14 protein-coding genes are annotated in these 17,904 nt (G+C 72.4%); 5 read left to right on the forward strand and 9 right to left on the reverse strand.

The window, feature by feature from the left end:
* Positions 1-56 precede the first annotated feature (56 nt).
* The 3 genes from ACLJOK_RS01750 to glnA form a co-directional block, all read right to left on the reverse strand.
* A complete protein-coding gene (locus ACLJOK_RS01750) occupies positions 57-1,040 on the reverse strand; it encodes a hypothetical protein (protein WP_410815701.1) in 984 nt (327 codons plus the stop codon).
* Positions 1,037-1,402, reverse strand: a complete 366-nt coding sequence (locus ACLJOK_RS01755; RefSeq protein ID WP_410815702.1) for a PadR family transcriptional regulator — start codon at positions 1,400-1,402, stop codon at positions 1,037-1,039. The genes ACLJOK_RS01750 and ACLJOK_RS01755 overlap by 4 nt, the downstream gene beginning before the upstream one ends.
* Positions 1,403-1,532: 130 nt before the next feature.
* On the reverse strand, positions 1,533-2,957 hold the full coding sequence (gene glnA, locus ACLJOK_RS01760; RefSeq protein ID WP_112671701.1) for a type I glutamate--ammonia ligase: 1,425 nt from the start codon (positions 2,955-2,957) through the stop codon (positions 1,533-1,535).
* A 263-nt stretch (positions 2,958-3,220) separates the two neighbouring features.
* On the opposite strand from glnA, the gene ACLJOK_RS01765 reads away from it, so the two are divergent.
* Positions 3,221-3,619: an RDD family protein gene (locus tag ACLJOK_RS01765; protein WP_410815704.1), complete on the forward strand. Its 399-nt coding sequence runs from the start codon at positions 3,221-3,223 to the stop codon at positions 3,617-3,619.
* A gap of 151 nt (positions 3,620-3,770) precedes the next feature.
* On the opposite strand, the gene ACLJOK_RS01770 is transcribed toward ACLJOK_RS01765, so the two are convergent.
* Positions 3,771-4,457 (reverse strand): DUF4191 domain-containing protein, encoded by a 687-nt coding sequence (locus ACLJOK_RS01770; RefSeq protein WP_347659390.1) that lies wholly within the window; start codon positions 4,455-4,457, stop codon positions 3,771-3,773.
* Between the two features lie 207 nt (positions 4,458-4,664).
* Here ACLJOK_RS01770 and ACLJOK_RS01775 point away from each other — a divergent pair, with 207 nt between their 5' ends.
* Together ACLJOK_RS01775 and ACLJOK_RS01780 are read left to right on the forward strand one after the other, a co-directional pair.
* Positions 4,665-4,835 carry a hypothetical protein gene (locus ACLJOK_RS01775; protein WP_167362519.1) on the forward strand — a complete coding sequence of 57 codons (171 nt, stop codon included), beginning with the start codon at positions 4,665-4,667 and terminating at the stop codon, positions 4,833-4,835.
* Between the two features lie 149 nt (positions 4,836-4,984).
* Positions 4,985-7,879, forward strand: a complete 2,895-nt coding sequence (locus tag ACLJOK_RS01780) for a helix-turn-helix transcriptional regulator (protein WP_410815707.1) — start codon at positions 4,985-4,987, stop codon at positions 7,877-7,879.
* Between the two features lie 41 nt (positions 7,880-7,920).
* Here the strand turns inward: ACLJOK_RS01780 and ACLJOK_RS01785 are convergent, their stop codons facing one another.
* A complete protein-coding gene (locus ACLJOK_RS01785; protein WP_410815708.1) occupies positions 7,921-9,639 on the reverse strand; it encodes a hypothetical protein in 1,719 nt (572 codons plus the stop codon).
* Between the two features lie 53 nt (positions 9,640-9,692).
* Positions 9,693-10,688 carry a lipoyl synthase gene (gene lipA, locus ACLJOK_RS01790; protein WP_091407425.1) on the reverse strand — a complete coding sequence of 332 codons (996 nt, stop codon included), beginning with the start codon at positions 10,686-10,688 and terminating at the stop codon, positions 9,693-9,695.
* 453 nt (positions 10,689-11,141) lie between these two features.
* On the opposite strand from lipA, the gene aspS reads away from it, so the two are divergent.
* Positions 11,142-12,428 carry an aspartate--tRNA(Asn) ligase gene (aspS, locus tag ACLJOK_RS01795; RefSeq protein ID WP_410815709.1) on the forward strand — a complete coding sequence of 429 codons (1,287 nt, stop codon included), beginning with the start codon at positions 11,142-11,144 and terminating at the stop codon, positions 12,426-12,428.
* Between the two features lie 40 nt (positions 12,429-12,468).
* Here the strand turns inward: aspS and lipB are convergent, their stop codons facing one another.
* The 3 genes from lipB to ACLJOK_RS01810 form a co-directional block, all read right to left on the reverse strand.
* Positions 12,469-13,110: a lipoyl(octanoyl) transferase LipB gene (gene lipB / locus ACLJOK_RS01800; protein ID WP_410815710.1), complete on the reverse strand. Its 642-nt coding sequence runs from the start codon at positions 13,108-13,110 to the stop codon at positions 12,469-12,471.
* 97 nt (positions 13,111-13,207) lie between these two features.
* On the reverse strand, positions 13,208-14,494 hold the full coding sequence (locus tag ACLJOK_RS01805) for a hypothetical protein (protein WP_410815711.1): 1,287 nt from the start codon (positions 14,492-14,494) through the stop codon (positions 13,208-13,210).
* Between the two features lie 57 nt (positions 14,495-14,551).
* Positions 14,552-16,384, reverse strand: coding sequence for a DUF2079 domain-containing protein (locus tag ACLJOK_RS01810; protein WP_410815713.1), 1,833 nt, complete (start codon positions 16,382-16,384; stop codon positions 14,552-14,554).
* Positions 16,385-16,602: 218 nt separating this feature from the next.
* Here ACLJOK_RS01810 and ACLJOK_RS01815 point away from each other — a divergent pair, with 218 nt between their 5' ends.
* Positions 16,603-17,826, forward strand: coding sequence for a PHB depolymerase family esterase (locus ACLJOK_RS01815; protein ID WP_410815714.1), 1,224 nt, complete (start codon positions 16,603-16,605; stop codon positions 17,824-17,826).
* The last annotated feature ends 78 nt before the right edge of the window (positions 17,827-17,904 follow it).

A 17,904-nucleotide genomic window follows, 5' to 3' on the forward strand; every position in this document is an offset into this window, starting at 1 on the left:
GAGGTTGACGGGGGCGATCTGGACGGAACGCCTCGCCAACCTCATGATCGTCATCGTCAGGCTCGCGCCCCGCAGGTGGGGCACTGTTGGCCTGAGGGCTGGGGGGTGGGGGTTCGGCGGGAGCGGAACAGGATGGTCAGGAGTAGGACGGCGGGGCCGGCGAGCGCGACGGCGATGGCGGTAACGGCCAGTTCCGCGAAGGTGATGGCGCCGTATGCCGGGCCGAAGCTGTCGGCCAGGCCGGGCACCGCCAGGAAGCCGGCGGGGGTGAGCAGTGTGACGAGCGCCCAGCCGCCGCGGGTGTCCCCGCCCAGTGCCAGCCCCATGGCCAGCAGGGTCCCGACGACCAGCAGCAACCCACCGACGATGGGCAGGAAACGCGTCGCGGTGGGGGCGTAGTAGCCGCCCATCGCGTCGGCCCCCACCAGGAAGTGCGTCGCAGCCACCGCCAACATCGCGGACAGCAGCGGCGCGAGGCGGATCGCCCGCGATGGCCGGTCGGGCAGGGCGAGCCCCAGCAGGCCCAGGACCATCTGCGGCACCAGCACGAACAGCGGCGGTCGAGGTGCGTCGAGCACCGCTGCCACCGGTGGCAGCGCAATCGTGAGCAGGAGCGCGACTGTGATGGCCCACCGGGCGACCCGGCTCGGCGCGACGGCGATCACCACCGCCGCCAGCAGCCATGCCGCCCACGTGACGACACCGAGCGAGACGAACGGGCCGACGTGGGGGACGCCCCACTCCACGGGCGGCGGATGCAGCTCTGCCGTACCCCAGACTCCGGCGAGAGCGCTGGCGGTGACCAGGGCCAGCAGCGCCGCGAGGCGTACCCCCGGGATCAGGTCGGTGACGCCCGCGGCCCGCAGCCGCTGGCGGAGGCCGCCGCGCACCAGGTCCGCGGCGTCCGCCGGCGCCGGCCAGCGTTGGTCGGCGGCGGCCAGGTCGAGGTAGGTACCGACGATTTCGGCGCCGCGGGCGCGCCGGTAGTCGGCGGGGTACGCGCGCAGCAGCCGGAGGTAGCGGCGTTCCAGGTCGTTCATGCCAAGCCTCCGGCCAGGCGTGGGGTGGTCGGGAGGGCGGCGCGAGTCCGCTTGGACAGCCGGGCGGTGGCGGCTTCGACGTTGCGGCGCAGTCGTTCGGTCTCGGTGCTCAACGTGGTCTCGCCGCCGGGGGAGAGGCGGTAGTAGCGGCGCAGTCGGCCGTCCACCACCTCTTCCCGGTCGACCTCGACGAGGCCGGCGTCGACCAGCCGGTCGAGCGCCCCGTAGAGCGTCCCAGGGCGTAGCGACACGCGGTCGTCGGAGAGTGCGGCAACCTCACCGATCAGCCCGTAGCCGTGCATCGGCTGGGCGGCCAGCGCGGTGAGGATCAGGAATGTCGGTTCGCGTAGAGGTGTGTCCACGCCAGCAATATATCGGACGCGAAGGTATGCCGGGGGATGGCGCACAGCGAGCCGGGCCGGCTCCGCGTGAGCGGAGCCGGCCCGGCCGGTGTTCCAGCGACTGCTCAGCAGCCGTCGTGCGTCTGACTGCTCAGCAGTCGTAGTACATGGCGAACTCGTGCGGGGTCGGGCGCAGACGCACCGGGTCGACCTCGTTGGCGCGCTTCCAGTCGACCCAGGTGGAGATCAGGTCGGGGGTGAAGACGCCGCCGTCGAGCAGGTAGTCGTGGTCGGCCTCCAGCGAGTCGAGCACGGCCGACAGCGAGCCCGGCACCTGCTTGACGTCGCCCCACTCCTCCGGCGGGAGGTCGTAGAGGTCCTTGTCGATCGGCGTCGGCGGCTCGATCTTGCTCTTGATGCCGTCGAGGCCGGCCATCATCATGGCCGAGAAGGCCAGGTAGACGTTGGCCGACGGGTCCGGGACGCGGAACTCGACGCGCTTGGCCTTCGGGTTCGCGCCGGTCACCGGGATGCGGGTGCAGGCGGACCGGTTGCGCTGCGAGTAGACCAGGTTGACCGGCGCCTCGAAGCCCGGCACCAGACGACGGTACGAGTTGATCGTCGGGTTGGTGAAGGCCAGCAGCGACGGCGCGTGGTGCAGCAGACCACCGATGTACCAGCGGGCCATGTCGGACAGGCCGGCGTAGCCGGTCTCGTCGTAGAACAGCGGCTCACCGTTGAGCCAGAGGCTCTGGTGGGTGTGCATGCCGGAGCCGTTGTCGCCGAAGAGCGGCTTGGGCATGAAGGTCGCGGTCTTGCCGTTGGCCCAGGCCTCGTTCTTCACGATGTACTTGAAGAGCTGGAGCTGGTCGCCGGCGTGCAGCAGGGTGGAGAACCGGTAGTTGATCTCAGACTGGCCGGCGGTGCCCACCTCGTGGTGCGAGCGCTCCACGTTGAAGCCGGTGTCGACCAGGCGGCGCACGATCGAGTCACGCAGGTCGGCGTAGTGGTCGACCGGCGGGACGGGGAAGTAGCCGCCCTTGTACGCGGTCTTGTAGCCGCGGTTGCCGCCCGGCTCTTCGCGGCCGGTGTTCCAGGCGCCCTCGATCGAGTCGATGTAGTAGAACGACTGGTGCGCCGAGGTCTCGTGGCGGATCGAGTCGAAGATGTAGAACTCCGCCTCGGCACCGAAGTAGGCGGTGTCGGCGATGCCGCTCGCCGCCAGGTACGCCTCGGCCTTCTTCGCCACGTTGCGCGGGTCGCGGCTGTAGGCCTCGCGGGTGAACGGGTCGTGGATGAAGAAGTTGAGCGCGAGCGTCTTCTGCGCGCGGAACGGGTCGATGAACGCGGTGGCGACATCCGGGAGCAGGAGCATGTCCGACTCGTGGATCGCCTGGAAACCGCGGATCGACGAACCGTCGAACGCGAGGCCGTCGGTGAAGAGGTCGTCGTTGACGGACTCGACCGGCAGATTGAAGTGCTGCATCACGCCGGGCAGGTCACAGAAACGAACGTCGACGAACTTCACGTCCTCGTTCTTGAGGTATCGCAGCAGTTCCTCGGGATTGGCGAACACACATCCTCCTGGCACGTCCACGGGGTGGCTAGGCTTCTGGCGACGCTAGGGCCGGGGGGTTGCCCGGCCGTGTCTCCGTTGTTTCTGCCGTGTTACGTCCCTCGCGGAGCGTCAGCGACGCCCCGGTCCGCGCCTCCGGCCCGCCAGGAACGCCGTACCGACTGTGCCAGTGTAATGACATCTGATGCCTTTGGCCTGAATCGGCACACAGCGACGGCGGCACCCGGCAAGCCCTCATCGCGGCGCGGATACCCTTGACCGCTGTGACCAATCCGCACCTCCCGGCAGCGCCGGCCACCGACCCCACCTTCACCGCACCGAGCCTCGGTCGGCGGTTCGGAGCGCTGATCATCGACTGGGTGCTCTGCCTGCTGGTGTCCAACTTCTTCGCCGACCCGGTACGCGACGGCTGGGCCCCGGTGCTGGTGCTCGTCCTGGTGTACGGCATCTTCCTCGGCCTGTTCGCCCAGACTCCGGGCATGTACATCACCAAGATCCGCTGTGTGAACTGGAACGACGGTGGCCGGATCGGCGTGCTCCGAGGGCTGATCCGTGGCCTGCTGCTGGCCCTCGTCGTTCCCGCACTGATCATGGACGAGCACCGGCGCGGCCTGCACGACCGAATCGCCGGCTCGGTCATCGTCGACGCCCCCCGAGGCTGAGGCCGCCCCCAACAACGCCGGTCCGGGACCGCCACCTCGCCATCATGGCGAGGGTGGCCCGAGGCGGGCGCCGCGTCGGGGGCGGGCACCTGAGGGTGTACGCGAAGGAGCCGGACCCGTGCGGGTCCGGCTCCTTCGCGTACACCTGGGGTCAGCGGCCCCGCGACTGGCGGAAGGCGCCTGGCGGCCGCATGTTCTTCGGGATCGCGCCCTTGGGCATCTGCGGCCGGGCGGTGAGCGCCTTGAGTCGCTTGTCCAGCGAGTTGACGTCCTTGCCGGAGAGGGCGCGGGGCAGGCGCAGCAGCGTCGTCCGGAGCTTGCGGATCGGCAGCTCGCCCTCCTCCTGCCCGATCACGTAGTCGTGCAGGGGAGCGGAGCCGATCACCTTGGACAGCCGCCGCTTCTCCTGGCCGAGCAGGCCGCGCACCCGCTGCGGGTTGCCCTCGGCCAGCAGGATCACGCCCGGGCGGCCGATCACCAGGTGGATCATGTCCATCTGGGTGGTCGAGCTGACCGCCGGGGTCACCCGCCAGTCGCCGCGCATGTTCTCCATGATCTGCGCCGCCGCGCCGGGTTGCCCCTCGGCGGCGTTCATCATCGCCTTGTTGGAGCGCAGGTTGAGCACGATCAGCACCGCGAGCAGGATGAACAGGATGCCCAGCGGCAGCCAGATCCAGCCCCAGAGGATGACAGCGACCACGGTGAGCGCGAGCGGGAGCAGCACCGCTGCGGCGACCAACGGCGCGAACCACCGGTCCTGCTTGGCGGTGAACTGGAACACCATCCCGATCTGCTTCAGCCGCTGGCCGAACGAGACCTTCTCCTGGGGCTTTGCCATGCCGCAGAGTCTAGTGGTCGCCGCTGGCCCGGTTGATCCGCGTCCGGGTGCCGGGGCAGCTGAGTACCTTACGTCGCCGTACGCGCCCGGAGCGGCCGGGTAAGGAGGCTGCGGGTGGGGAAGATGAGGCGCCATGCCCATGCCCGGGTGGGGCCTTCGCGCGAAGAGTCGTCAGCAGAAGACGACGACGCCACGAAGGAGCCCGACATGTTCGGCAACGACGCAGATTTCCTGCTCACCCTGCACCGTACCCACGCCGCCGAGCTGCGCGCCGACGCGGCCGCCGACCGGCTCGCCCGGTCGCTGTCCCGCCCGGTCAGCCGCGGGTGGTTGGGCCGGCGCAGGCAGGCCGGTCGCACCGGCGACGCCCGCCGGTGACCGCGCCCAGCACGGCCGCCACGTCCAGCTCGGCCGCCCCGCCCACAGCGCCCGGCGGGCTGGCCGCTCGATCCGATCCGACCCCGCCGCCCGGCCGCCGGCCGATCGGCGGGGCCGGCGGGGCGGGCCGCCATGGCATGCTCGAACACGTGACAGTACGCGCCGCCAGCTCCGTCCTCGTCGGACGCCACAGCGAGACCGCAGCGCTGCGGGACGCGCTGGGCCGGGCGCGGGCCGGGGAGCCGACCACAGTGCTGGTCGGCGGCGAGGCGGGCGTGGGTAAGACCCGGCTGCTGGAAGAGTTTGCCGGCTGGGCCACCGACGGCGCGGCGCGGGTGCTCGTCGGCCAGTGCCTGGAACTGGGCGAGGCGGGTCTGCCGTTCGCCCCGTTCGCCGCCGCGTTGCGCGCGGTGCTCCGCGCCGACGGCCCCGAGGTCTTCGCCGGCTACGAGGCGGAGTTCGCCCCGCTCCTGCCGGAGCTGGGCCGCGCCTCCGCGACGCTCGCCACCCCGCGTGCCGTCCCGCTCAGCGACGCCCCGCGCGGCTACCTGTTCGACCTGGTCGCCGAGCTGTTCCAGCGGCTGGCCGATGCTCGCCCACTGGTCCTGATCATCGAGGACCTGCACTGGGCCGACCGTTCCACCCGCGACCTCATCGGGTTCCTCGTCCGGGCGGCGAGGCCGGGTCGGCTGCTGCTGGTCTGCACCTACCGCACCGACGAGTTGCAGCGCGGACACCCGCTGCGCCCGTTCCTCGCCGAGCTGGACCGGGCCCGGGGTGTGGAGCGGGTCGAGCTGGGTCGCCTGGACCGCGACGGCACCGCCGCGATCCTCGCCGACCTGCTCGGCGCCGAGCCACTCGCCCGCGCCGTCGACGATGTCCACGACCGCACCCAGGGCAACCCCTTCTTCATCGAGGAGTTGGCCGTCGCCGGTGACCCGATCGGCTGCGCGGCGCTCCCCGAGACGCTGCGTGACCTGCTGCTGGCCCGGGTGGACCGGCTCCCCGAGCCGACCCAGCGGGTGTTGCGGATCGCCGCCGCCGGCGGCACCCGTTTCGCCCACGACCTGCTCGCCGAGGTCGCCGGGCTGCCCGAGGCCGAGCTGGAGGACGCGCTGCGCGCCGCCGTCGCCGCCCAGTTGGTGGTGGCCGACCGGGACGGTGACTACGAGTTCCGCCACGCGCTGGTCCGCGAGGCCGTGCACGACGAGTTGTTGCCTGGTGAACACGCCCGGCTGCACGCTCGTTTCGCCGCCGCCATCGAGGCCCAGCCGCACCTGGTAGCCGCCGGCCGGGCCCCGGCCGAGATCGCCCACCACTGGTACGCCGCGCACAACCACCCGAGGGCCCTCGTCGCCGCACGAGCCGCCGCGTGCGCCGCCGCCGACCGGTACGCGTACGCCGAGCAGCGCCGGCTGCTGGAGCGGGCGCTGGAGCTGTGGGAGCTGGTGCCGGACGCCGCCGACCTGCTCGGCATGGACCACCTGGCGTTGCTGGAGCAGACGCTGGCCGCGGCGGTCACGGCCGGCGACTTCAGCCGGGCCATCACGCTGACCCGGGCCGGCCTGGCCGAGGTGGACGCCGACGCCGCACCGCTGCGCGCCGCCCGCCTGCTCAACCAGCGGGGTCGGTTGATGGCCCTGCTCGGCAAGAGTGACGGTCGCCAGGAGCTGGATGAGGCGTACCGGCTGGCCGCCGGCGGCCCCCGTGACGTGGCGCGGGTTCGGCTGCTCGCCGACATCGCCGCGCACATGGTCAAGATCGACCCCAAGCAGGCGGCCCGGGTGGCTGCCGAGGCTGCCGTGGACGGCGAGGCACTCGGCGAGGACCTGGCGCTGCTGCACACGCGGATCGCCCTGCTCTGCCACGGCGAGCGTGACCTGGAGCGGGGGTTGGCCGAGCTGAGCCAGGCCGAGGCCGTCGTCCGCGCGTCCGGGGACCCCACAGCCCTGGTGCTCGCCCGGGTGTACCAGTCGGACGTGCTCTGCGAGCTGGGCCGCTACGCCGAGTCGGCGCAGGCCGCCGAGGCCGGCGTGGCCGAGGCGCGACGGGTGGGGATCAGCCGTTCCACCGGGGCGTACCTGCTCTCCAACCGGGCCGAGGCGCTCATCGCGCTGGGTCGGTGGGACGAGGCCGAGGCGGTCTGCGCGGAGGCCGCCCGGATCGACCTGTCCGGTGTCACAGGGCTGCACTGGCTCCAGTTGGGCGCCGGGCTGCGGCTGGCCCGCGCCCACCCGGGCGCCGACGAACTGGTGGACCGGGCGCTCACCTTCCTCAACCGGCCGTACCTGTGGCCGAACCACCGCCTGCCCCTGCACGAGCTGGCGATCGAGGCGGCGCTGGCCGCGGACGACAAGGTCGAGGCGGTACGAGCGGCCCGCGTCGCGGTGGCCGACGAGAGCCTGCCGCAGCTTCCCCGGGAGGGTTGGCCGGTGCTCAGCGCCGTCGCGCGTACCGCGGCCCGGGTGGGTGACCGGGAGTTGGCCGCCGCCGTGGCGGCGCTCGCCACCGACCTGCCGGCGCGGCACCCGGCGGCCCGTGCGCACGCCGCCCAGGTCACCGCGCTGCTCGCGGTCGGCGACCAGACGCTGCCGGCGTGGCGTACGGCGGTCGACGCGTGGCGGGCCGACGGGCAGCCCTACCCGTTGGGTAGGGCGCTGCTGGCGCTGGCCGAGTCGACCGCGGCGGCCGGGGAACGCGACGAGACGGCGGCGGCGGTCACCGAGGCCACCGAGATCGGCCGGCGGCTGGGCGCGACCCCTCTGGTCGAGGCGGCCGCCACCCTGGCACGGCGGGTCGGCCTGCGCGGTGCCGGGGGCGGTGCCGGCGCGGACCTGCTGACCGCTCGGGAGCGGGAGGTGCTGCGCCTGGTCGCCGAGGGGCACAGCAACAGTCGGATCGCCGAGCGGCTGTTCATCTCACCGAAGACGGCAAGCGTGCACGTCTCCCGGATCATCGCGAAGCTGGGTGTGACCAACCGGGTGGAGGCCGCCGCCCTGGCCCACCGCCTCGGCCTGCTCACCGAGGCCGCCGCGCCACGCTGACGAGAGCACCGGGGCCGCCGCGCTGACGTGTACCGCCGAGGTCAGCGCGGCAGGTAGATGCGCCAGCCCTCGATGGTGACCAGGTCGAGGCTGCCCGGTGTGGATCGCTGCCGCTCGTCGAGCACCTCCGCCAGCGGTGAGCCGGCCGGCGCAACCCAGGCCGGTGCCGCCGCGCCGTCCACCTCCCGCCGGTACGCGGGGTAGCGGTCGAACCCGGGGCGCAGGGTGTCGTCGACGACGGCGCAGACCACCTGCTCCGCGCTGGCGAAGGTGAGCCGGTTGCAGGTCCAGTAGCCGGCCCGCACGTGCCGTACGCCGAGCTGACGCAGGGTGCTCACCAACTCGGTGTGCCGGGCCTCGGCGGCCCGGGTCGCCGGGACGGTCTGCGCTGCGCGCCAGGTGGCGTTGGCGGCGGTGCCGAGCGTGGCCGCGAGCAACACCACAGCTACCGACCGGGCCAGCGTCGACCCGACGCCGCGCCGGCCCGTCTCCGGCGGACGCAACCCGTGCCGGGCCGCCGCCCACACCGGCCAGAGCAACGCCGGAAGGGAGATGAGCAGGCAGGACAGGTAGCGGGAACTCTCCACCGGGGTGAGCCCGGCGGAACTGCTCACCGTGTACGCGCCGAGGGTGGCCGCCGCGGCCAGCACGAGCGCCAGCCGGGCCGCCGCCGCCACCCGAGGCGACACGACGTCGGGGCCGACAGCGGCAGGGCCAGCGGGGTCGAGGTCGGGGGTGCGCAGGGCCCGCCAGGCGGTGGCGGCGGCAATGGCCAGCAGCAACGGCAGCGCGAGCGCCCACCACAGTTGCCAGGTGGCGCACTGGCCGGGAGCGCAGAAGCCCATGCCCAGCGGCGGGCCGAGCACCAGGCCGCCGTGCAGCCGGTCCGGCCAGCCGGCTGTGGCGTTCGCACCGCCGGCCGCGAGCACGGCGTGCAGCGGGTTGCGCCCGGTCAGCAGGCTGTGCACCAGCAGTGGGGCCGCCCCCAGCACGGCCGCCGCCCCGAGCAGCGCCCCGGCGGCACCCCACAGCTCCCGGCGGCAGAACCCGACGAGGACCGCGCCGGTCGCCGCGACGTACGGCAGCACGAGCGGGTCGACCCAGATCATCAGCCCGGCCAGGAGTCCCCACGCGGCCCAGCGCGCCAGCCGCCAGCCGGGTCGCCCGGTGTCGGCCGTCGGCCCGTCGGGTCGCCCGGCGTCGGCCGATCGCCGCCCCGGTCGACCGGTGGCCAGATCCACGGCGAGCAGGGCCAGCGCCGCCCCGGCGGCGTTCATCTCGGGGTAGCCGCCGCCGGCGATCAGCTGGTTCTTGACGATCCGGTCGGAACCGAGGGCCAGCAGCGCCACCATCAGCAGCCCGAACCACCGGTCCCCGGTCAGCCGCAGCGTCAACCGCCAGATCAGCAGCAGGAACAGCGCGTACAGGGCCAGCGTGGGCAACCGCAGCCCGAGCAGCGACGGCCCACCGGCGAGGGCGAACACCGGCGCGGCCAGGTACGCCTCCAGCGTGCCCATGTAATGCTGGCCGTAGAACCAGACCGGAAAGTCCTCGCCCCGGGCGATGTGCAGCGCGGCCAGCCCCATTGTGGCCTCGTCGCTGTTCGTCGGCGGGGCGGCGCGCAGCAGCAGCCAGAGCCGGTAACCCACCCCGGCGAGCACTGCCAACCCGGTGAGCCAACCGACCAGGCCGGGGCGTGCGCCGGGTCGCGGGCGGGGCGAGTCCGCGCCGCGCGGCTGCTCGCGTACGCCGACGGTCATCACAGGATCATGACACCCGGGCGCCGAACGGCCGCGCGGCGCTGCCGGCGGAGTCAGCTGGCGGTGGCGACCGAGGCGGCGGCGCGGGCGTCGATGGCCTGCTTGTAGAGGCGACCGGCCCGGTACGACGAACGCACCAGCGGCCCGCTCATCACCCCGGCGAAGCCGATCTCCTCGGCCTCCTCGCGCAGCTCCACGAACTCCTCCGGCTTGACCCAGCGGGTCACCGGGTGGTGCCGGGGGGAGGGCCGCAGGTACTGGGTGATGGTGATCAGCTCGCAGCCGGCCTCATGCAGGTCGCGCAGCGCCTGCGAGACCTCGGCCCGCTCCTCGCCCATGCCCAGGATGAGGTTGCTCTTGGTGACCAGGCCGTCGGCGCGGGCCTGGCGGATCACGTCCAGTGAGCGGTCGTAGCGGAACGCCGGCCGGATGCGCTTGAAGATGCGCGGCACGGTCTCCACGTTGTGGGCCAGCACCTCGGGCCGGGAGCTGAAGACCTCGGCCAACTGCTCGGGGACGGCGTTGAAGTCCGGGATCAGCAGCTCGACGCCGCAGCCGGGCTGGAGGGCGTGGATCTGTCGGACGGTCTCGGCGTACAGCCAGGCGCCGCCGTCGGGCAGGTCGTCACGGGCGACACCGGTGATGGTGGCGTACCGCAGCCCCATCGAGACCACCGACTCGGCGACGCGACGCGGCTCGTCGGCGTCGAACTCGGCCGGCTTGCCGGTGTCGATCTGGCAGAAGTCGCAGCGCCGGGTGCACTGGTCACCGCCGATGAGGAAGGTGGCCTCCCGGTCTTCCCAACACTCGTAGATGTTGGGGCAGCCGGCCTCCTGGCAGACGGTGTGCAGCCCTTCGCGCGAGACGAGCCCGCGCAGCTGGGTGTACTCCGGGCCCATCTTGGCCTTGACCTTGATCCATGGCGGTTTGCGCTCGATCGGGGTCTCGGCGTTGCGCGCCTCGATCCGCAGCAGGCGCCGCCCCTCGGGGGCCGCCGTTGCGGTGCGCGCTGCCTGGCCGGTCGTCGGCGCGGAGTGCTCGATCGTCACGAAAATGAGCCTACGCCGGACGGCGGGTGTCTATGTGCGTCAGGCGACCGGCGTCACGCCCCGAACGTTGTGACGCCGGACACCGGGGTGTCGAAAATGTGCGTCACACGAGCGGGAATCGGGTGCTACGGTCTCCGCCAACAGCGACGACGGAGCCGAGTAGTGCCCCGACCCGCCAGTGCAGAGAGCCGCCGGTGCTGAGAGGCGGTCTGGCGCCGGGGTGCGAAGACCCTCCCGAGCTGCGGGAAGAACGGCCGCGGGTCATCCGCGCCCAGTAGAGCCCGCCCGGCTGGCCCCGGTCATCAGGCGACGAACGAGGCCCCCGTTTCGGCGGGGGTGAAGGTGTGGTGGCACCGCGAGGTTCCCGCTCGCCCACACCTCCCTGGGGCTGATGCGACGCTTTCGCCACCCCAGGGCGGCGCGGCGTGGCGATCGACCGAGGAGCAGCCCGCCATGCAACGAACCCTGTCCCAGCACCTGCCCGCCAGGATCGGCACGACAGTGCGGATCGCCGGCTGGGTGCACCGCCGCCGCCTGCTCAAGTCGGTGGCCTTCCTGATCGTGCGCGACGCCACCGGCCTTGCCCAGGTGGTCGTCACCGACCCGGCCGTCCGGGCCGAGCTGGAGAAACTCACCGAGGAGTCGGTCGTCGAGGTCACCGCGACTGCCACCGCGAACGGCACGGCGCCCGCCGGGGTCGAGCTGACCGACCCGACGGTACGTCCCCTCGGGTCGCCCGCCGCACCGCCACCGTTCGACCTGTACCGGCCGGCACTCACCGCGAGCCTGCCCACCCAGCTGGACAACGCGCCCACAGCGTTGCGGCACCCCACCCGGTCGGCTGCGCTGCGGATCTCGGCAGCCGCGGTGGCCGGGTTCCGGGTCGCACTCGACGCCCAGGACTTCGTGGAGGTCCACACGCCGAAGGTGGTCAGCTCCAGCACCGAGAGCGGGGCGAACGTGTTCGCGCTGGACTGGTTCGGCCGACCCGCGTACCTGGCCCAGTCGCCGCAGTTCTACAAGCAGCTGATGGTCGGCGTCTTCGAACGTGTCTACGAGGTGGGGCCGGTCTTCCGGGCTGAACCGCACGACACCGTCCGGCACCTCGCCCAGTACACGTCGCTCGACGCGGAGCTGGGCTTCGTCACCGACCACCGGGACGTGATGCGCGTGCTACGCGACACAGTGGCCGGGATGCTGGACGCGGTGAGCGGGCGGGCCGGCAGCGCCCTGGCGACGCTCGACGTCACGCCGCCGCAGGTGCCGGCGCAGATCCCGGCGGTGCACTTTACCGAGGCGCTGACGATCGCCGGCGCGCCCGCCGACGAGCCGGACCTCGCGCCCGCCCACGAACGGGCGCTGGGCGAGTGGGCCCTGCGCGAACACGGGTCGGACTTCCTCTTCGTCACCGGCTACCCGATGGCGAAGCGACCCTTCTACACCCACCCGGACCCGGCGCGGCCCGCGTACTCGAACGGTTTTGACCTGCTCTTCCGTGGTCTGGAGCTGGTCACCGGCGGGCAGCGGCTGCACCGGCACGCCGACTACCTGGCGGCGTTGGCGGCCCGGGGTGAGCCGGTCGAGCCGTACGTCGGCTACCTGGACGCGTTCCGGCACGGCATGCCACCGCACGGTGGCTTCGCCATCGGCCTGGAACGGTTCGTGGCCCGGCTGGTCGGAGCGGCCAACATCCGGGAGGTCACCGCGTTCCCGCGTGACCTGCACCGCCTGACTCCCTAGGAGGGGGGCGGCCCTCGGCGGCGACGTCGGGGGCCGCCGCTCAGATCATGACGAGGGTGGAGAGCCGGCGCTCGACCACCGGCAGCACGTCGGCAACGCTGATCGGGCGGCCCAGCTCGGCGGTGAGCGAGGTGACGCCCGCGTCCCGGATGCCGCACGGCACGATCCGGTCGAAGTACGTCAGGTCGCAGTCGCAGTTGATCGAGAAGCCGTGCAGGGTGACGCCCCGGGCCACCCGGATGCCGATGGCCGCCACCTTGCGGGCCGGCCCCCGGTCGTCCTCGGGCACCCAGACCCCGCTGCGCCCCTCGACCCGGCCGGCGGTCAGCCCGAACTCGGCGCACACGTCGATGAGCAGCTCTTCGGTCCGGCGCACGTAGGCGACCACGTCCACCGGGTCGGGCAGGCGCAGGATCGGGTAGCCGACGAGCTGCCCCGGCCCGTGCCAGGTGATCTTGCCGCCGCGGTCCACGTCGACGACCGGCGTGCCGTCCATGGGCCGGTCCCACGGTTCGGTGCGCTTGCCCGCGGTGTAGACGCTCGGGTGCTCCAGCAGCAGCACTGTGTCGCCGCGCTCGCCAGCCACCACCGACTCGTGCAGGCGCCGCTGCTCGTCCCAGGCGGCCTGGTAGTCGAGCAGGCCGGCACGGACGGCCGTCAGGCCGGGGGTCGTCGTTGTCACGGCATCCAGCCTAGTCCCGCTAACGACGATCATCCCTGGTGAGCCGCCTCACGAGGACCTCGTCCTGCCGGTTTCGGCACCGCTGGGCGGCTCGTTGTCACGCCGGAGCCGGGCCTGTCACAGCGCGGCGGCGGCGGATTCGGCGGAGGACGAGGGCGATTGCGAGCAGCATCGGCACGGCCAGCGTCAGGTAGACCCAGAGGGGGGCGGCGAACGGTGACGGCCGAGGCTCCGACCCGCCGAACGCGCCCCGGCTCAGCAGGTCGCCCGGCACCATCAGGTCGGTCGACCCGACCGGCCCGGTCACCAGCACCTCGCGGCCGCCGGAGGGTGACAGCACGGCGAGAACGGCCTGCCGATCCGTGTGTTGCTCAGTCCCGCTGACCTCCGTCACCACCGGGTCGCCGCCGCGCCAGCCGACGATCTCGCTGGTCGAGGCGGCGACCGGCAGCGGCTGACCGACGGCCTGACCGTTGGTGGAGTCCACGAACTCGATCCGCCAGGTGCGTGCCGCCGTCTGCTCCGGTGTGCAGCCCAGGCCGGCGCAACCCTCGAAGGCCAGCAGCGCGATCCGGCTGCCGTCGGGGTGCCAGGCGGCGGGGCCGGCCAGCATCCGCCGGTCGCCCAGGTCGACCTGCCAACGAGGATCGCCGCCGGCCGGGTCGACGACCACCAGCCGCTGCCGCTCGGCGAGCCGGGCAGGCAGGTCCGGCGAGCCGGTGACCGCCACCAGGTCGCCTCCGGGTGACCAGGCCGCCCCGTTGTGGACGGCGAAGGTGCCGGCCGCGACCACCCGCTCGGTGCCCTGGTACGGGTCGACGACGAGCAGGTCGTCGGGCTTCTCCGGGTCGTTGAGCTGCTGGTTGTCCGGCCCGTAGCTGATCACTTGATCGTCGTTGTTGCGGGTGCCGAGCACGCTCCGCCTATCAGGTGACCAGGCGTAAGGGTGCAGCCCGGCTTTCACTGCGCGGCGCTGCCGGCCGGTGGTGAGGTCCAGCAACTCGCCGGACTGCGGCCGCAGGTAGTGGCGCCCGTCGGGGGAGAGCAGCCCGTGCCCCTCGGCGATGCGGATCGGGATGAGCCGGTAGGCGCCGTCCCGGGCGACCAGCACCCCTGTCGACTCGAAGTAGCGGGTGCGGTCGGTGAAGAACAGCAGCGCGGCCGGACCGGCCGGGCGTTGCCCCACTGTGGCCTGCCACAGCCACGGATCGCGCACCCGGGTCGGCACCACCCCGACCGTGCTGTCGGCGACAGTGCTCCCGCCGGCCGTGCCGCCGGTGACAGTGCTGGTGGCGGCCGTGGCGGGTGGCGCGCCGAGCGCGCCGAGCCCCAGCGCGAGCCCGGCCACGGCGGCACGCCGCAATCGCCCGCCGGTCAATCTCATCGGCCCATTAGACGCGATGGCGGCCGGTCGTGATGCCCCGGCTGGCCGCGTCGCGGTCTACCGGTCGGCAGGGGGAACGCGCCAGAGCCAGACATCGTCGACCCGTTGCGGCTCGCCGAACAGGGCGGTGCCGGTACGCAGCAGCGCCCCCTCGTCGACCTCGAACTTCGCGCCGTGCACCTCGTCGGCGAGCACCACCGTCTCGATGCGCCAGTGCCGCAGGTCCGACTGGACCTCCCGGATCGTTCCGTCGGTGACGATGGGGACCAGCCCGGTGCGTCCGGCCTGGTCCATCAACGCGCTCAACGTGCGCGGCACCGGGCCGATCCGGCCCCGCCCGTCCGGCCCGCCGGGGCCGAGGAAGAAGCCGCCCGGGATGGCGAACTCGCCCTGCCGGTGCGACAACGCGTACGCCTGCCAACGCTGGCCGTCCGGGTAGATGTCCACAGTCAGCGGCACCGGGGTCAGCACCCCGTCGGGTGAGACGTAGTCCCGCCACGTGCCGGAGGTGATGAAGCGCGGGATCGGCTCCCGCTCGTCGGTCAGCAGCGGGGTGGGCAGCAGCGGCACGAGGGCCACCGCGAAACCCAGCAGCCAGGCCAGCTCCGTGGAGCGGTGCCGGGGTGGCGCGGCGCGCAACTGGTCGACGACGTACGCCAGCAACAGCCCGACCACCGGCGCGACCACCAGCGCCAGCCGGGCCGGTAGCGCGGCGTTCACCACCGGCAGTTGTCCGACCAGGTCGAACGGCATGGGCAGATCGGTGCGTCGGCCGTCGACCTTGGCGACCGGTCCGAAGGACAGCACCGTGAAGATCAGCGCGACGGCGCCCAGCGCCCAGAGGGTGGCCCGACGGTGCGGGTCGGCCCGCCGCCAGAGCACGACGAAACAGACCACTGTGAGCACCAGTAGCGGGATGCCGAAGAACGAGTTCTCCTCGGTCGGGTTCGGCGCCAGCGAGGTGCCCAACCCGGCCTCGCCGGCCAGCGAGCGGCGCGGGAAGGCGGCGAACGCCGCGATGTCCTCGGAGTGGATCACCGGGTCGAAGCCGGTGCCGTGGAACCGTTGCGGCCCGGCGAAGTGCAACCACAGGGGGTACGACAGCAGCACCCCGGCGACCACTGCGGTCACCCCGAGCCCGCGCAGGAAATTCGGCAGCGCGGCGCGGGCCTCCACCCGGTTTGCCGGGTGCAGGGCCCAGATGGCGACGAACACCCCCAGCGCCAGCGCGGTGAAGAAGAGCCCCTCGGCGGCGATCGAGAAGGCCACCGCGACCAGCACGCCGAGGATCACCCCGTCGCGAAGCCAGTGCCCGGCGCGGCGCAGCGCGAACAGCCGCCAGATCAGCAGCGGCACCAGCCAACCGGCGGTCCAGTTCAGGTGCGCGTTGGCGTGCGACACCATGCCGGGGGAGTAGGCGATGAACAGGGCGCCGACCCCGGCGGCCAGCCGGCTGCGGACCAGGTGTCGAGAGAGCAGCCAGTACCAGACCAGCGCGGTGGCGAGCAGGTTCAGGGTGAGGATCACCAGGAACGTCGCCGGCGGCCCGATCAAATACGTGAGCGGGGCGAAGACCACCGCGTACACAGTGATCGTCGTGTTGACCGCGAGATTCACGCCGTCCGGGACGTTGATCAGGTAGGTGAAGAGCGGGTTGTCCCCGTGGGTGACAGCGTGCCCGCCGAAGGCCAGCAGCCATTCGAACAGCGCCTGGTCGCTGGAGTTGACGGTGATGGTGCGGACGTTCGGGTCCCGCCACAGCCCACTGGTCACCCAGACGGCGAGCGCGAGCGCCACCAGCGCGACGATCAGGTCGGCCCGGCGGTCCCGGACGGTGCGCGGCGGTGACGCGGGTGCGGGCCCGGTGGCCAGCGACGGGGAGGACGGCACGCAGCGGACGTTACCAACCGGACCTGGACGGGCCGGTCAGACCTGCAAGGACGGGACCGTTGGGGACGGATTCGGTCCGCCACGTCCACGGTTTGGCGTACACAGCGTCCGTCGTGAATGTGTGAGTGTGCCCCATGTCATAGCGGCGACACATCGTCGTAACGTCACGGCAATTCGACCGTGACCCAGTTCACAGTCCGCCCCTTCAGGAGGCCGCCGTGCGCCGCTCCTCGTCCACCCTCACCCGGCTGCTCGGTGCGGTCGCAGGGCTCGCCCTCGCCGTAGCGGGCGCGGTCGCCGTCGCCGCACCAGCCCAGGCCGCCACCCTCACCCAGGTCACCGGGTTCGGCTCCAACCCCGGCAACCTCGCCATGTACGCCTACCGGCCGGACGGCCTCCCGGCCAACTCCCCGGCCGTCGTCCTGCTGCACGGGTGTACGCAGAACGCCTCCGGCTACTTCGCCAACTCCGGCTGGCAGAAGTACGCCGACCAGTGGAAGTTCGCCCTGATCGTCGCCCAACAGCCCTCCGGCAACAACGCCAACTCCTGCTTCAACTTCTTCGAGGCGGGCGACACCACCCGGGGTCAGGGCGAGGCGCTGTCGATCAAGCAGATGGTCGACCACGCCAAGGCGAACTTCGCGGTGAACGGCTCCCGGGTCTACGTCAGCGGGCTCTCCGCCGGCGGGGCGATGAGCGCGGTCATGCTGGCCACCTACCCGGACGTCTTCGCCGCCGGATCGATCATCGCGGGGATCCCGTACCGCTGCGCCACCAGCATGGTCAACGCGTTCAGCTGCATGAACCCGGGTGCGGACAAGACCCCGGCCGCCTGGGGCGACCTGGTCCGTGGCGCGTACTCCGGCTACGCCGGCCCGCGCCCCCGGGTGGCCATCTGGCACGGCACCTCGGACACCACTGTCACCCCGCTCAACGGCACCGAGTCCCGCGACCAGTGGACAAACGTGCGGGGCGTGTCGCAGACCCCGACCAGCACCTCGTCGCTGTCCGCCAACACCAGCCTCGAGGTGTACGGCAACGACGACGTGCGGCTCTACCGGATCTCCGGGATGGGCCACGGCACCCCGGTCGACCCGGGCTCGGCGGCCGAGCAGTGCGGCACCGCTGGCGCGTACTTCCTGGACACCATCTGCTCGACGTACCGTGACGCGCTCTTTTTCGGTCTGAACGGCGGCGGGACCAACCCGACCCCGACCCCGACGGCCACCCCCACCCCCACGCCGACCCCGACGGCCACCCCGACCACGCCGCCGACCTGCGTGACGGCCAGCAACTACGCGCACGTGGCGGCCGGTCGGGCGTACCAGTCCGGCGGCTACGCCTACGCCAACGGCTCCAACCAGCGCATGGGCCTGTACAACACCTTTTACACCAGCGCCCTCAAGCAGACCGCCCCCAACCACTGGGTAATCGGCTGCTGAGTCCCATCCCCAACCCCTGTTGATCAAGAGGTTTGCGTCATCCGGAAGCCGGAATCTGACGCAAACCTCTTGATCAAC

The sequence above is a fragment of the Micromonospora sp. 050-3 genome (assembly GCF_046549335.1).
In the GTDB taxonomy this organism is placed as follows: domain Bacteria; phylum Actinomycetota; class Actinomycetes; order Mycobacteriales; family Micromonosporaceae; genus Micromonospora; species Micromonospora trifolii.